This is a genomic window from Paraburkholderia sp. CNPSo 3272, from assembly GCF_024206495.1.
Taxonomy (GTDB): domain Bacteria; phylum Pseudomonadota; class Gammaproteobacteria; order Burkholderiales; family Burkholderiaceae; genus Paraburkholderia.
Map to the genome: position 1 here is coordinate 1 of NZ_JAMBPQ010000049.1, position 14,117 is coordinate 14,117.

Sequence of the window (14,117 nt, forward strand, 5' to 3'; positions counted from 1 at the left end):
CCGCCACCACCGCCATGGAAGCCGCCACCGCCTCCGCCGCCGTTGAAGCCGCCATGGCTCTGGAACGCTTCGCGGCTTTGCTGGCCGCGTTGCTGTTCGAGCCGCGCATTGGCGCCGTCGCCCGCGCCGCGTAACGCGTTGTCGCGATTCATGCTCTGCGCCCGGTTGTTGAGATCGTTCGCGCGGTTCGCGTTTTGCGCGCCGTTCTGCCCGCGATTGCCCAGGTCGTTGCCGCGGTTTGCGGTTTGCGCGCCGTTTTGAGCGCGGTTGTTCAGCTCGTTGCCACGGTTCGCGTTTTGCGCGCCGTTTTGCCCGCGGTTGTTGAGCCCGTTGCCGCCGTTGGCGTTCGGCCGTCCGCCTTCCTGGATGCCCTGGAGTCTCTGCTGGGCATTGCCGCTCATGTTCTGGCCAGTGCGATTCTGCAGGGTCTCCATGGCCTGCGTGCGCGACTGGTCGTAGCCCCGGTACTGGTTGCGCTGCCCGTTCAGGTTCGCGTTGTTGTAGTTCTGGCGGCGCTCGACATTGGCGTTGCGATTCCAGTTCGCCGTGCCGTTGTTCGAATTGATGCGGTTGTTGACGTTAATGTTGTTGTAGCGATTGACGTTGATATTCACGTCATGGTTGTTCCAGTTGAAGCCGCCCCACAACGAATTCGCGACCGCAATGCCCGCGCCGAACGCGAGGCCGCCGACGAAACCCGCCGCAATGGCGTAACCCGGAGGCGGCGGCATATACACGGGCGGATAGGCCGGATATGGCCAGACGCCAAAGACGACCGTGGGGTTATAGGTCGGCACGTAGACCACCTGCGGATTCGCAGGCTCTATCACGATGGTCTGCGTGGTCGAGGTGCTCGAGGCCGGCTGGACCACGACCTTTTGCTGCTCGTTGGACTTGAGGTTGCCCGCCTTCTGCGCCTGCGCGCGCAAGCGCTGCACCGAGTCCATCACGTCGTTGGGCTGCGCGAGAAACGCGTTGCCGATCTGCTGGACCCAGTCGGGCTTCGAAGCCATGGTTTCGAGCACCTGCGGAAACGCCACGAGCGACTGTACGCTCGGGTCCCAAGGCTGGGACGCGACGGCCTTCACTGCGTCGTCGCCCTTGAGGTTCGGGTTGGACTTCGTCCACGCTGCGGCGGCGGACACGTCTTGCGGGAACGTCGCGGCCATCAGTACTTGCGCGAGCAACGCGTCGGGATAGAGCGCGATGGGCGCGGTGAGCGAATCGAGCTGCTGGTTCGAAAGATGCGCCGCATTCTGCGCAGGTGCGGCAGTGGGTCCAAGCGGCCCCACGAAGAGCGGCGCGCCAGCAAGTGTGGCGCACACGAGCCAGGCAAGACGCTGGCTTGCACCGGATGTTTTCACGTTATGGTCCTCCCGGTTACGAACAATGGTTCTGATATGCGCAGGGATCGAACATTCGCAAACCTCAAGTGATCCTCACAGTCGCAAAGCCGCGACGGCGTGGCTACAAAAAATAAAGGGACGAGACTCGCACTGTCAACCGAAGAAGGGGTGCAACACTGCGATTAAGCGATGTGCATCAACGAGACGGAAACTACGTTGAGCGTAACAATATCGTGAATACGAATTAGACCGCGCTGGAGTGCGATTGCGACTCGCCGGCATTCAAGTGCATGCGCACGAAACCCACGTGTTCGCGCAACACGTAAAACGCATCGGCGAACGCTAGCGGCATGCGCAGCGTATTGAGGGATCGCTCGATCTCGTCGAGTTCTTCGATCAGCGCGCGCCGCTGTTCTTCGTTCGTATGCATGCGCGCGTCGCGCTCGATGGCAATGAGCGCGCCGTAGTAGCGATAAATGCGCGAACGCACGCGCCAGCGATACAGCGCCGGTATCGTGCGCAACGCGGGAATCACGAGCACGGCCAGCGGCAACAGCAGCACGAGCAGACGGTCCGTCACGCTCGCGAGCCAGAACGGCAGCGCGCGATAGAGAAAGCTCTTGCCCGACTTGTAGTAGCGCGTAGCGTCCTCGCTCACGCGAAAGTCGTGCACCGCCGGGCTCGGAAACTGGCCCTCGCGCTGCAGGAGCCCGGGCGCGCCGTTCACCTCGCCCGCGGCTTCGATGAGCAGATCGGAGAGCGCGGGATGCAGCGTATCGCGCGCGACGAGTTCGACGGTCGGACCGATCAGATGCACCGTCTCGCGTGGCTGGCGCCGGCGCAGATCGAGCACGCCGGGCGGCAGATCGACGTCCTCCAGATACGGAAAGAGCCGCGTATAAGCGGCCGCTTCATCGAAGCTCATCACCGAGATGCCGGGAATATCGAGCAAACGCAGCATGAGCGCGCGCGTGGTCGAGTCGCCGCTCAGCATCGCGGCCTCCACGCGGCCGGAGACGAGCGCCGTGGCCGCATCCATGCCGTCGAGCGGCAGGAACGTGGAGTCGCCGCCGGGATCGATGCCGTTCGCGGAGAGCAGCTTGAGCGCCAGCTCGCGCGTGCCGCTGCCCACGCGGCCAATGGCGATGCGCTGGCCGTCGAGTTCGGAGAGCCGTGTGAGGCCCGAGCCGCGATAGAAAACGACGATAGGCACATAGGCCACGCTGCCGAGCGACATCAGCGAGCTTGTGTCGATACCGTCGGCGACGCCGCCCTGCACGAAGGCGAGGTCCACGTGCTGCTTCGGATCGAGCAGGCGCTGCAGGTTCTGCACCGAGCCGTCCGATTCGAGGATCTTGAGCGTGACGCCGTTGCGCGCGAGGATCGCGCGGTAGGCTTGCGCCATCTGCATGAAGGAACTGTCGGCAGGGCCCGCGCTGATCGTGATGGTGCGCGGGGGCGCCGGATCGACGAGCCAGAAGACGAGACCGACGACCACCGCGCAGAACAGGGCCACGGGCAGCGTCGTCAAGGCGATATCGCGCCAGGCTGGATGCGCGTGGTCACGCAGAAAATTGGGCGGCGGCGGTCGATATCGTCTCATGAGAACCCGGCGACAGAGCGTCAGACTCTGGAATTCCCATGATGCCATTTTCGCGCCAGATCTGATCGCTGGCGCGGCCGCCTTTCCCGGAGAGCTTACGGAACGCGTGTTTCGATATGTGTCGTGTCAGCCCGCAGCAGCCTTCGTCAGCGCGAACAGCTCGCTGCGCAGCGCCTTCGCGCGGTCGCGCTTCATGTGCTGCTCGAACTCGGCCTGCGCGTCGAGCCATAGCGCATGCGCCTTGTCGTAGCGCCGCAAGCCCGCTGCCGAGAGCCGGTAGACCAGCGTACGCGTGTCGTGCTCGGCCGCCGCCGTGAGCACGAGGCCGTCCCGCTGCAACGGCTTGAGCGCCCGCACGAGCGTCGTGCGGTCCATCACGAGGTCGTCGGAGAGTTCGGCGGCCGTGGCGTCGGGCCGACCCGCGAGGCGAGAGAGGATGGTGAACTGCGCGGCCGTCACGTCGGCCTGCGAGAGATGCCGCTCGTAAAGCTGCGTGACGAAACGCGCGGCCTGCCGCAGCGCAAAACAGTTGCATTCCTCGCGTACGATCCGCTTCGTCATCGTGTTCCCCGCCTGTGTCACAGTCCGTATCTCAGCCCCACGCGCCTCACGTGGCCCGGCCATCATACTTTCTCGAGCGCGAGCGCGATACCCTGGCCACCGCCGATGCAAAGCGTCACGACGCCGCGACGCAGCCCGTCGCGCTGCATCGACCATGCGAGGCGCGTGGTGAGAATCGCGCCCGTCGCGCCGATGGGGTGGCCATGCGCGATCGCACCGCCTTCCACGTTCACGATGTCCTCGGGAATGCCGAGTTGCTTCATGACCGCGAGCGGCACCGCCGCGAATGCCTCGTTGATCTCGAAGCGCTCGACGTCGGCCAGCGACCAGCCGGCGCGCCCCAACGCGAGTTGCACGGCGGGCACGGGGCCGAGGCCGAACAGGCCCGGCTCCACCGCCGCGACGCCCCACGCCACGAGCTTGACCATCGGCGAGAGCCCCTCGGCTTCGGCGAAGCCGCGCTCCGCCACGAGCATGGCGCTCGCCGCGCTGTTCAGGCCCGGCGCGTTGCCCGCCGTGATCGTGCCGTCCGGGCGAAACGCGGGACGCAGTTTCGCGAGCCCTTCGAGCGTCGTGTCGGGACGCGGCGCTTCGTCGGTATCGATGCGCTCCATGCCCTTCTTGCCCTTGATCTCCACCGCGACGATTTCTTCCTTGAAGCGCCCCGCCGCTTGTGCGGAAGCAAAGCGTTGCTGCGAACGCGCGGCCCAGTTGTCCTGTTCAGCACGCGTGAGCCCGGCCCGCGTCACGAGGTCTTCCGTATGCCAGCCCGAATGCTGGCCCGAAAACGCATCGACGAGGCCGTCGCGCAGCATGCTGTCGTGAATCTCGGCGTTGCCCATGCGATAGCCCCAACGGCCGCCATCCAGCAAGTACGGCGCGCGGTCCATGTTTTCCATGCCGCCCGCCAGCGCGACGTCGGCAAGACCCAGCATCACCTCCTGCGCGGCGCTCGCAACAGCTTGCGCGCCGGAGCCGCACACGCGGTTCACCGTGAGCGCGGGCACCTGAACCGGCACGCCGCCGCCAAGCTCGGCCTGACGCGCGGGATTCATCTTGTTGCCCGCCTGGATCACATTGCCGAGCACCACGGAGCCGAGCCGAGCGGGGTCGAGCTTCGCGCGCGCGAGCGTTTCGCGCACCGCCGCCGCGCCTAGCTCCGTAGCCGGCACGCCCTTGAACGCACCGTTGAATCCGCCAATTGCCGTACGCACCGGCTGGCACAAAACGATCTCGCGTGTACTCATGGTCGACTCTCCTTTCATGTGCACCATTCCACTAGCATTCTATGTATGCATATGCACACTTTCAAACGTTTTTGTGGAACAAGCGCTCGCGTGCGCTGGCACGATTGATGTCGTATCCAGCGCACGCGGGGTGGTAAAACCGTTGCCGCTACGTTACGGCGCGGCCGGGAAATCGAGTGTCGTATCGTTGATGCGGTTCACGAGGTTCGTGAACGTAATCGACGTCACGGCGAGCGCGATTTCCACGATCTGGTGCTCGGTATAACCGGCTTCGCGAATCGCGCTCACTTCCGCTTCGGGCACCGTGCCGTGCGTCTTCACCAGCAGGCGGACGAAGTGCACGAGTGCGTCGCGCTTCGCGTCGCCGGTCGCTTCGCCTGCGCGGACCGCCTTCATCGTCTCCGGCGCGAGCCCGGCGAACTTGCCCGCCAGGGTGTGCGCGGCGAGACAGTAATCACAACCCGCCACTTCGCTCACCGCGAGCTTGATCGCTTCGATGTCGGGCTTCGACAGCGTGCCGGCGGAGATCACGGCCTCCATGTTGAGCAGCGCGCCGAGCGCTTCGGGGCTATGCGTGCCGATGGTGGCGTACGCGTTGGGCACCTTGCCCACGGCCTTGCGGATCTTTGCAAAGATTTCAGCGGCGGCGCCAGTGGCGGCTTCAGGCTTGATGGCGGAAAGACGGGACATGTTTTGCTCCTTTAACGTTGCATGGTCGCGAGCGGGTGTCTGTGTCGCGTTGCCATCGTCGATGGCATGGATGCAGTCTAGTCGCGCACCGTCGCGCTTTTAATGCCAGAATGGCGCGACTTTATGCTCAATCGTCTCACTCGCCCACCATGGATCTGCTGAGCCGCCTTCTCGCGCTGATGCCCGTTGCCGGCCGCCTCGACGTGCGCTGTCATTTCGGCGCGCCCTGGCGCATCGACGATCCCGCTGCGAAGGAGCGCGAGATCCGCTACCACGTGCTGCTTGCGGGGCGCGCCATCGTCGAGGATGCGCACGGCGCGCCCGTCGCGCTCCATGCGGGCGACATCGTGCTGTTTCCCTCGGGCAGCGCGCACGTGCTGCACGACGGCAGCGGCGCAGCGCCCGCCGTGGTTGCCAGGCGGATGGAGAACGGCGTGAGCATCGAAACGAATGTGGGCGATGGCGCCATCGCCGACGTCCTGTGCGGCCGTTTCCTGCTGCCTGCCGTGCCGCAGCGCCTGCTGCGAGAGAATCTGCCGGCGCGCCTCGTCGTGCATAGCGCGCGGGACGGCACGCAAGCACCCGAACGTCTCGTGCGCCTGATCGCACTGTTGCGCGACGAAGCGTATGAGGCGGCGCCGGGCAGCGAGTCGCTCGTGAACCATCTGTCGGGCGCGCTCTTCGGGCTCACGCTGCGCTACGCCAGCGCCGGAGACGCCCCGCCGCGCGGCCTGCTCGCGCTCGCGCAGCGTCCACGCCTGCAACCCGCCATCGACGCCATGTTCGAAGCGCCCAGCAAGTCCTGGACGCTGCCCGAGCTTGCCGAGCTTTGCCACATGTCGCGCGCGACCTTCGCGCGGCACTTCGACGAGGCCATCGGCCGCTCGGCCGCCGACGTGCTCACCGATATCCGCATGACGCTCGCGGGCCGCATGCTCGCGCAGAGCAACGACAGCGTGGCGGAGATCGGCGAATTCGTCGGCTACCAGTCGGACGCCGCATTCCAGCGCGGCTTCAAGCGCCACGTGGGCATGACGCCGGCGCAGTGGCGCTCGCTGGCGCGCGAGGCGGCTTCGGGCGCTTGAGCGCAAGGTCATGGCTTCGGGCCGTGCCGTTTAGCCGCCGTGCGCGGGCGTTTCCTGCGCGAGCACCACGTCGCCGCTCTGGCTCCAGCCGCCGCCCAGCGACCGGTAGAGCGCCACCGCCGCGAGCGCGCGTTCGCGCTGCGCATCGTTGAGCAGGTCCTGATCGGCGAGCAGGGTCTGCTGCGCGCTCAGCACGTCGAGAAAGTCCGTGGCGCCGCCCTTGTAGAGCTGGTTAGCGAGCTTGAGCGATTGCGCCGACGAAGCCAGCGCGTCGTTCAACTGCACCGTCTGGCTCGCCGTGCTCACCAGATCGCTGCGGCTGTCTTCCACTTCGCGCAATGCCTGCAGCATGGTCTCCTGCAGATTCAGTTGCGATTCGCGCATGCGGCTCTCGCTCTGGTCGATGTCGGCCGTGATGCGCCCCGCGTTGAAGATCGGGCTCGTCGCGCCGATCGCCGCGCTAAAGAGGTTATCCGTGAGCGTGGGCATGCCGAGATAGGACGCCGCGAGAATGCCGTCCGTGAGATTGAGAGTGAACTTCGGATAACGCTCGGCGCGCGCCACGCCCACTTCCGCCGCGCGCTGCTGCACGGTGGCGTAGGCGGCCTGCACGTCGGGGCGGCGCAGCAGCGCTTCCGAAGGCAGCATCTGCGGCACGCTCGCGGGCACGCCGGGAATGGGCGCCGTTTGCGCAAGCGCGAGCTGCGCCACGGACTCCGGCGTGCGCCCCGTATACACGGCAATCAGGTTCAATTGATGATCGATGCTTGCCTGTGCGCGCGGAATGCGCGCTTGCAGCTCGCTTAGCTGCGTTTGCGCGCGGGCCACGTCCAGTTGCGTGGAAAGGCCATATTTCAGGCGGTCTTGCGTGAGCAGCAAGGTGTGTTTGCGAATCTCCAGGTTATCCTGAAGGATCTTCAACTCTGCCTGCGCATAGCGCAGATCGACGTACGCCGAGGCCGTATTCGCCGCGAGCGCGAGGCGCACGGCATCGAGCGCATGCTTCTGGCCCACGAGGTTCGCTTGCGCCGCGAGCAGGTCGAGCCGCTCGCCGCCGAACACGTCGGGCGACCAGCTCAACGCGAGGCCTGCGCCTGCCTGCTTCACATAGCCGAGCGGCGGCGGCGTGTTCTGCCGCGTATAAGCGCCATGCGCCGTGAAGTCGAGTTGCGGCAGCAGCGCCGCGTGCTTTTGCGTCGTGATCGATTGCGCCTGCTTCACGCGCTCGGCGGCGGCCTGCAAGTCGAGGTTGCCTTCGAACACCGAGGCGAGCAGCGTATCGAGCGTCGGGTCGCCGAACTGCGCCCACCAGGCGCGCGCTTCGATGGCGTCCTGTGGCGCGTCGATCCGCCATGCCACAGGCGCCGTTTTGTGCACCGTGGCGGGCAGGTCGGGATGCTGCGCGGGCTGCACCGCGCATGCGGCGAGCACGGCGGCGGAAAGCAGCGAAAGTACGAGACGCATGGGAGTCGATGAGCGTTCAGGGGTTTTCATGGGTCACCTCAATGGGCGTCGGGCGGCGGGCCACCCAGCGAAATCGGCTTGGAGAACGCCACGCTCGCAATGGCGACCAGGAAGCAAAGCGAGAGCACGAAGAACGTATCGGAGAACGTCATCACGAGCGCTTCGCGCAGAACCAGTGCGTGCAGTTGCGCGAGGCCCGCTTCGGCGGCGTCGACTGCGTTGCCCGCCACGGACGACCAATACGCGGTGCGGCCCGCCAGCAGCAACTGCATCTGCGGCGCGCCGCCGGTCACGCTCTCGTTCAGGCGCAGATAGTGAAAGTTGAGCCGGTCGTTGAGCATCGTCGCGCTCACGGCAATGCCGATTGCGCCGCCCAGGTTGCGCATGAGATTGAAGAGACCGCTGGCCGATTTGAGCCGCGAAGGCGGCAGCGAGCCGAGCGACATCGTGACGATGGGCGGAATGGCGAATTGCTGGCCAATGCCGCGCAACGCCTGCGGCACGAGGAATTGCTGCCAGCCCCAGTCGTGCGTGAGCGGCACGTACAGATAGCAGCCAAACGCGAAGCAGATCAGGCCGAACAGCATCAGCGCGCGCATGCTGAAATAGCGCGTGGCGAACGCGTAGACGGCGAGCGCGAGCAACTGGAACACGCCCACCGAAAGCAGCGACAAGCCGATTTGCAGCGAACTGTAGCCGCGCACTTCCGCGAGAAAGAGCGGCGTGAGATAAACGGCCACGAAAATGCCGATGCCCGTGACAAACGAAAGCAGACTGCCAATGCCGAAGTTGCGTACGAGCAGCGCGCGCAGGTCGACGATAGGGTCCTTCGCCGTGAGCGCGTGAACGATGAAGAGAAAGCCGCAGATCGCGGAGATCCACGTACAGGCAACGATCACGTCGTCGCCGAACCAGTTCTTGCGCGGGCCTTCTTCGAGCACGTATTCGAGGCAGCCGAGAAAGCCGCACATGAGCACGATGCCCAGATAGTCGCCACGCTTGAGCAGCGAAAGATCGGGCTTGTCGATGTTCACGTATTTGGGCACGAGCGCGGCCACCGCAATACCCGGCACGAGGTTCAGATAGAACAGCCAATGCCACGACCATTGATCGGTAATCCAGCCGCCGATCACGGGCCCGAGCGTGGGCGCGAGCGAGGCGAGCGCGCCGATCGTCGTGGAGGCAACGAGACGCTGCTTGCCGGGAAAGAGCACGAAGGCCGTGGTGAACACGGTGGGGATCATCGCTGCGCCGAGTGCGCCTTGCAGGCCGCGAAACACGATCATCGAATTGATGTCCCAGGCGAGGCCGCACAACATGCTCGTGATAGTGAAGCCCACCGCGGAGGCCACGAAGAGCCAGCGCGTGGAGAACACCTTCGAGAGCCAGCCCGACATGGGAATCACCATGATCTCGGCAATCAGATAAGCCGTTTGCACCCATGACAGCTCGTCCTGGCTCGCGGAAAGACCGCCGCCGATGTCGCGCAGCGACGAAGCGACGATCTGGATGTCGAGCGTGGCCATGAAGAAGCCGATGCACATCAGCGCGAACGCGAAGGCGCGTTGCGCCATCGGTTGGAGATGGGGGGCGAGTGTCGGGTCGGCGCTTGTCGTGGCGTTCATCGTCGTCACCTCTTCAATGCGCTTGCGTGAGATGCACTTTCACGGTCGCCGAGAGACCGGGCCGCAGCGCGGCTTGCAGGTCCGCCGGCGCATTCGCGTCGACACGGATGCGCACCGGCACGCGCTGCACGATCTTCGTGAAGTTGCCGGTGGCGTTCTCGGGCGGCAGCACGCTGAAGGTCGCACCCGTGGCCGGCGCGAGGCTCTCCACTGTGCCGTGCAGCGTGCCGCTGGCCGCGTCGAGCGTCACGTCGGCGCGGTCGCCCGCGTGCATCTTCTTCAACTGGTCTTCCTTGAAGTTCGCGTCCACCCACAGGCCGGTGGCGGGCACCACGGTCAGCAGCGGCGCGCCCACGTTGGCAAGCGTGCCCACCCGCGCCGTGCGATTACCGATGTAGCCATCCACGGGCGCGGTCAACGTCGTGTATTCGACGTTCAGTTGCGCGAGGCGCTGATTGGCCTCGGCCGTTGCGACACGCGCCTGAGCGTCGTTGATCTGCGCGGCCAGCACGTCGAGCTGGCGTTGCGCCGCCAGCACCGCCGCGCCGCTTTGCGCAACCGACGCCTGGGCCTTCGCGTAGTCGGAATCCGCGCGCTCGACCAGCTGGTTCGAGACCGCGTCGTCCTTCACCAGTTCGCGGTAGCGCGTCTGGTCCTGACCGCTGCGCGTGAGTTCCGCATTCGAGGCGCGCACTTCGGCCTGGTGCTGGTTGATCACCGCTTCCTGCAACGTGCGCCTCGCCTGCAGCTCGTCGACCGCGGCGCGCGCGCTCGCAAGCTCGGCGTTGGCCTGGGCGAGCTTGGCGTCGTAATCGCGCGAGTCCAGACGCAACAGCACCTGGCCCGCGTGCACGCGCTGGTTGTCCTGCACGGGAATCTCAGAGACGAAGCCGCTCACGCGCGGCGCCATCACGGTGACGTTGCCGCCCACGTAGGCGTCGTCGGTGGTCTCGACGAAGCGCAGCACAAAGAACCAATAGCCGGCGGCAGCCGCCAGCACGAGAGCGACCGCGCCCAGCGCGAGACGCATGCGCGAGATGCGCGTACGCTCTCTCGCTTGCGTGGGCTCGACCACGACGGAAGTGGAAGGACTCGACATGACGTTTACCTGTGCATATACACTACTAAAGATGAAAAAAACGCCGCGATGGGAACAAGCGCGACGCAACCCACAAATCCAACCGAAAACACTAAACCGCTCGAGTGATGCGGAACAACTCGCGCCGCAGCCACGCGGCGCGTCGTGCGCCAAAGCGGCGCTCGAATTCGTCTTGCGCCGCGCGCCAGTGTTCGTGCGCCGCGTCGAGCCGCGTACGGCCCACTTGCGTGAGCGCGAGGCGGCGGCGGCGTTCACCGCAGTCCGGCGCATCGGCCACGAGCGCGCCGCGCAACAGCGGCCGCAAGGCCCGCACGAGCGTGGTGCGCTCCATTACCATCGACCGCCCGAGTTCCGCCATCGTGAGGCTCGACGCGCGGCCCAGCGCGCCGAGAATGCTGAACTGCGTGGGCGTGAGCCCCGCCGCGCTCAGGTGCCGCTCGTAAAGCTGCGACAGATGCCGCGCGGCCTGGCGTACCGCAAAGCAATCGTCGTGCTCGGGTGACTGGTAGATGTGCATATGCACAGAGTAGTCGCCAATAAGGCCCCCAACAAGCCGTACGCGCAGCATCACATTATGGACGCGGCGACAATAATCGCCGCCAATCTTTCAATTTGCCTTCACTTCAGAAGGCGCCTCGTGCGCCACATCGTCGAAGAATGCCGTGGCGTGGTCGATGAACGCGCGCACCTTCGCCGGCAGCAGCGTGCGCGTGGTGTAAGCGAGGCGAATCTCGATCTGCATGTCGACGAGCGGGAAGTCGTCGAGCACCGTCACGAGCTTGCCCGCCTCGAGTTCCTCCCCGACGAGCGCGGTGGGGAGAATGCCGATGCCGAAGCCCTGCAGCACCATCGCGCGGTTGAACTCCGGGTTGTTCGAGGCGATTTCGTGGTGCAACGGCACGACGACTTCCTCGTCGCCCACGCGAAACGCGATCGCGGGCTTGCGCATGGAAGGCGGCATCGGCACGAACACGTGATCGGAGAGGTCGGCAGGATGCTTCGGCGTGCCACGCGCTGCGAGATACGCGGGTGTCGTGACGAGCGCGAGCGGAATGCGCTCGAGCAGGCGCGTGACGGTCGATTCGTTGTTGAGCATGAACGGCAGCACGAGGCCGAGATCGTAGCCATCCGCGATCAGGTCGACGGGGCGCTCGGTGAGGATCACGTCGAGCGTCACCTTGGGATGCGTGCGCTTGAAGCTGGCGATGAGCGGCACGAGCCGATTGACCGTGGCCGTAGTATGCGCGACCAGACGCAGCACGCCGCTCGCTTCGCGCGTTTGGACGGTGGCGTCGGCCTCTAGCGCGTCGAGATCGTCGAGCACGCGGCAGCAGCCTTCGTAGAAGCGCTCGGCCGCCTCGGTGAGCGACACCGCCCGCGTGCTGCGATGAAAGAGCCGGCTGCCGAGGCGCTTTTCGAGGCGCGCGATGGCGCGCGAGACGACCGGCGTGGTGAGGCTGTGCATGTCCGCGGCGCGCGTGAAGCTGCGCGCCTCGACGACGGAGCGGAAGATCCGCAGGCTGTCGATGTAGTCCATGGTCGTGAGAGGGATCGTGTTGGCGTAGCTTAATGCGTTTCAGTCGCCCTCGCCGAACACCTCCGCACAGAACGCCCGCCCCTCGTCCGACAAACTCGCCGTGCCGGTCCCATCTTCGGCCTGCGTCGTCACCACGAGGCCGCCGTCTACGAGCGCCGTCAATTGTCTGCGCAATCCGCTCATCGGCACGCCGGCCTGTTTCGAGAGTTTCGCGAGCGACCACGCCCGGCCCTGCCGCTCGTGATGCTCACTCTTCTCACACTCGGCGCGCCACAACCGCTCGAGCACGGCAATCAGCACCGGGTCGACGCCCAAGTCGTCTGCGCCGTCTTCGCGCTCTTTATCTGCGTTCATCGTCTGTCTCCTCATGCCATCTTCGCGGCCATTTCGCCTAGCGTCTTCAGCGCGGCTTCGGTCTGCGCGTTCCATGGGTAGCTGTAGTTCAGCCGGATGTAGTGGTGATACTCGTTGCGCATCGAGAACATGTAGCCGGGCCCGATAGTAATGCCCTGCGCGAGCGCCGCCTGATAAAGCCGCATCGAATCGACGCGCGGCGGCAGTTCCACCCACAGCACGTAGCCGCCTTGCGGTTCCGAGCTGCGCGTGCCCGCCGGAAAGAAGCGCTCGACCATCGCCCGCATGAGCCGCGCCTGTTGCCGGTAGAAGCGCCGCACGCGGCGCAGGTGCCGGTCGTAGCCATCGTGGCGCAGGTAGTCGGCCAGCGCCACCTGGGGAACCGAGGGTGTCGTGAGCGTGTTGAGGAACTTGAGCTTTTCGACCTGCGCGCGGTAGCGCCCCGGCAGCGCCCAGCCGATGCGATACGAAGCGGAAAGGCTCTTCGAAAACGAGGCGCAATGCAGCACGAGGCCGCGCGTGTCGAACTGCTTGAGCGTGGAAGGCCGCGTCTGCCCGAAGTACAGCTCCTGATAGACGTCGTTCTCGATCACGGGCAGGTCGTGCGCCTCGGCAAGCGCCACGAGCCGCGCCTTGTTTGCGTCGGGCATGCGAAAACCCAGCGGATTCTGGAAGTTCGGCATCACCATGCAGGCCGCGACCTTCTGGCGCGCGAGCACGCGCTCCAGCGCGTCGAGGTCGATGCCGGTATCCGCGCGCGTACTCACTTCGATCGCGCGCATGCCCAGACGCTCGATGGCGTGCAGCATCGCGTAGTAGGTCGGCGATTCGACGGCCACCGTGTCGCCCGGCTTGGCGACGGCTTGCAGGCTCAGGTTGATCGCTTCGGTCGCGCCCACAGTGATGACGATTTCCTCGGGATCGACGCTCACGCCGTTTTCGGCGTAGCGCCGCGCGATCTGGCGGATCAGTTCGGGGTTGCCGGGCGGCAGGTCGTCGATGAGGTTCCAGCTCGCATGGCGGCGCGCAATCGCGTTGGCGTACTGGTTGATGCGCCGCCAGGGAAACAGCGCCGGGTCCGGGTACGGCGAGCCGAGCGGCACGGCGTCCTGCGCGCCGATGCTGCGCAGCGTGGAAAGCACGAGCCGGCTCACGTCCACGTTGGCGGGCAACGGTTGCCTGGGCACGCTCGCGCGGCGCGGCTTGCCAGGGGAGACCGCGTCTTGGCCCTGCGCGCCGTGTATGCCCGCTGCGCCGCGCCCTTGCGGCGCACCCACGAGCGCCCGCACGAAATACCCCGATTGCGGCCGCGACTCGATCACGCTGCGGCTTTCCAGCAGTGCATACGCGCGCAGCACCGTCTTGATGCTCACGCCGTGCTGCTGGCTCGCGCGCCGCACCGAGAGAATGCGCTCGCCAGGGCCGAACACGCCGCGGCGCACGGCGGCTTCGATATCGTCGGCGAGTTGCTCGTAGCGGGTCACGTTCGGGTTGCGTTCCGGTCAG

The 14,117-nt window shown here is 65.9% G+C and carries 13 protein-coding genes; 1 reads left to right on the forward strand and 12 read right to left on the reverse strand.

Features of this window, described 5'->3' with window-relative positions:
* The 5 genes from M3I53_RS33490 to M3I53_RS33510 form a co-directional block, all read right to left on the reverse strand.
* On the reverse strand, positions 1-1,364 hold a 1,364-nt coding region (locus tag M3I53_RS33490; RefSeq protein ID WP_254320079.1), incomplete at its 3' end, for a DUF3300 domain-containing protein.
* A gap of 226 nt (positions 1,365-1,590) precedes the next feature.
* A complete protein-coding gene (locus M3I53_RS33495) occupies positions 1,591-2,949 on the reverse strand; it encodes a TAXI family TRAP transporter solute-binding subunit (protein WP_254320080.1) in 1,359 nt (452 codons plus the stop codon).
* A gap of 126 nt (positions 2,950-3,075) precedes the next feature.
* Positions 3,076-3,510 carry a MarR family winged helix-turn-helix transcriptional regulator gene (locus M3I53_RS33500; RefSeq protein ID WP_254320081.1) on the reverse strand — a complete coding sequence of 145 codons (435 nt, stop codon included), beginning with the start codon at positions 3,508-3,510 and terminating at the stop codon, positions 3,076-3,078.
* A gap of 62 nt (positions 3,511-3,572) precedes the next feature.
* Positions 3,573-4,757 carry a thiolase family protein gene (locus tag M3I53_RS33505; protein WP_254320082.1) on the reverse strand — a complete coding sequence of 395 codons (1,185 nt, stop codon included), beginning with the start codon at positions 4,755-4,757 and terminating at the stop codon, positions 3,573-3,575.
* A gap of 153 nt (positions 4,758-4,910) precedes the next feature.
* The gene (locus tag M3I53_RS33510) at positions 4,911-5,447 is read right to left on the reverse strand and encodes a carboxymuconolactone decarboxylase family protein (protein WP_254320083.1); all 537 of its coding nucleotides are present in this window, start codon (positions 5,445-5,447) and stop codon (positions 4,911-4,913) included.
* 149 nt (positions 5,448-5,596) lie between these two features.
* On the opposite strand from M3I53_RS33510, the gene M3I53_RS33515 reads away from it, so the two are divergent.
* On the forward strand, positions 5,597-6,532 hold the full coding sequence (locus tag M3I53_RS33515; protein ID WP_254320085.1) for an AraC family transcriptional regulator: 936 nt from the start codon (positions 5,597-5,599) through the stop codon (positions 6,530-6,532).
* 30 nt (positions 6,533-6,562) lie between these two features.
* Here the strand turns inward: M3I53_RS33515 and M3I53_RS33520 are convergent, their stop codons facing one another.
* From M3I53_RS33520 to M3I53_RS33550, 7 genes are all read right to left on the reverse strand, one after another.
* Positions 6,563-7,996 carry an efflux transporter outer membrane subunit gene (locus M3I53_RS33520; RefSeq protein WP_375542620.1) on the reverse strand — a complete coding sequence of 478 codons (1,434 nt, stop codon included), beginning with the start codon at positions 7,994-7,996 and terminating at the stop codon, positions 6,563-6,565.
* Positions 7,997-8,034: 38 nt separating this feature from the next.
* On the reverse strand, positions 8,035-9,570 hold the full coding sequence (locus M3I53_RS33525) for a DHA2 family efflux MFS transporter permease subunit (protein ID WP_254320117.1): 1,536 nt from the start codon (positions 9,568-9,570) through the stop codon (positions 8,035-8,037).
* A gap of 64 nt (positions 9,571-9,634) precedes the next feature.
* Positions 9,635-10,720: an HlyD family secretion protein gene (locus M3I53_RS33530; RefSeq protein WP_254320087.1), complete on the reverse strand. Its 1,086-nt coding sequence runs from the start codon at positions 10,718-10,720 to the stop codon at positions 9,635-9,637.
* A gap of 91 nt (positions 10,721-10,811) precedes the next feature.
* Positions 10,812-11,237, reverse strand: a complete 426-nt coding sequence (locus M3I53_RS33535; protein ID WP_254320118.1) for a MarR family winged helix-turn-helix transcriptional regulator — start codon at positions 11,235-11,237, stop codon at positions 10,812-10,814.
* Positions 11,238-11,327: 90 nt separating this feature from the next.
* A complete protein-coding gene (locus M3I53_RS33540; RefSeq protein WP_254320088.1) occupies positions 11,328-12,257 on the reverse strand; it encodes a LysR family transcriptional regulator in 930 nt (309 codons plus the stop codon).
* Between the two features lie 39 nt (positions 12,258-12,296).
* Positions 12,297-12,611, reverse strand: coding sequence for a helix-turn-helix domain-containing protein (locus M3I53_RS33545; protein ID WP_254320089.1), 315 nt, complete (start codon positions 12,609-12,611; stop codon positions 12,297-12,299).
* Between the two features lie 11 nt (positions 12,612-12,622).
* Positions 12,623-14,095, reverse strand: a complete 1,473-nt coding sequence (locus tag M3I53_RS33550; protein WP_254320090.1) for a PLP-dependent aminotransferase family protein — start codon at positions 14,093-14,095, stop codon at positions 12,623-12,625.
* Positions 14,096-14,117: the final 22 nt, after the last annotated feature.

Bases quoted from the DNA above. Each gene is read 5' to 3' on its own strand.
- M3I53_RS33495 (WP_254320080.1), bottom strand. From the start codon at position 2,949: ATGAGACGATATCGACCGCCGCCGCCCAATTTTCTGCGTGACCACGCG.
- M3I53_RS33520 (WP_375542620.1), bottom strand. From the start codon at position 7,996: ATGCGTCTCGTACTTTCGCTGCTTTCCGCCGCCGTGCTCGCCGCATGC.
- M3I53_RS33510 (WP_254320083.1), bottom strand. From the start codon at position 5,447: ATGTCCCGTCTTTCCGCCATCAAGCCTGAAGCCGCCACTGGCGCCGCC.
- M3I53_RS33525 (WP_254320117.1), bottom strand. From the start codon at position 9,570: ATGGCGCAACGCGCCTTCGCGTTCGCGCTGATGTGCATCGGCTTCTTC.
- M3I53_RS33545 (WP_254320089.1), bottom strand. From the start codon at position 12,611: ATGAACGCAGATAAAGAGCGCGAAGACGGCGCAGACGACTTGGGCGTC.
- M3I53_RS33530 (WP_254320087.1), bottom strand. From the start codon at position 10,720: ATGTCGAGTCCTTCCACTTCCGTCGTGGTCGAGCCCACGCAAGCGAGA.
- M3I53_RS33535 (WP_254320118.1), bottom strand. From the start codon at position 11,237: ATGCACATCTACCAGTCACCCGAGCACGACGATTGCTTTGCGGTACGC.
- M3I53_RS33500 (WP_254320081.1), bottom strand. From the start codon at position 3,510: ATGACGAAGCGGATCGTACGCGAGGAATGCAACTGTTTTGCGCTGCGG.
- M3I53_RS33540 (WP_254320088.1), bottom strand. From the start codon at position 12,257: ATGGACTACATCGACAGCCTGCGGATCTTCCGCTCCGTCGTCGAGGCG.
- M3I53_RS33505 (WP_254320082.1), bottom strand. From the start codon at position 4,757: ATGAGTACACGCGAGATCGTTTTGTGCCAGCCGGTGCGTACGGCAATT.
- M3I53_RS33515 (WP_254320085.1), top strand. From the start codon at position 5,597: ATGGATCTGCTGAGCCGCCTTCTCGCGCTGATGCCCGTTGCCGGCCGC.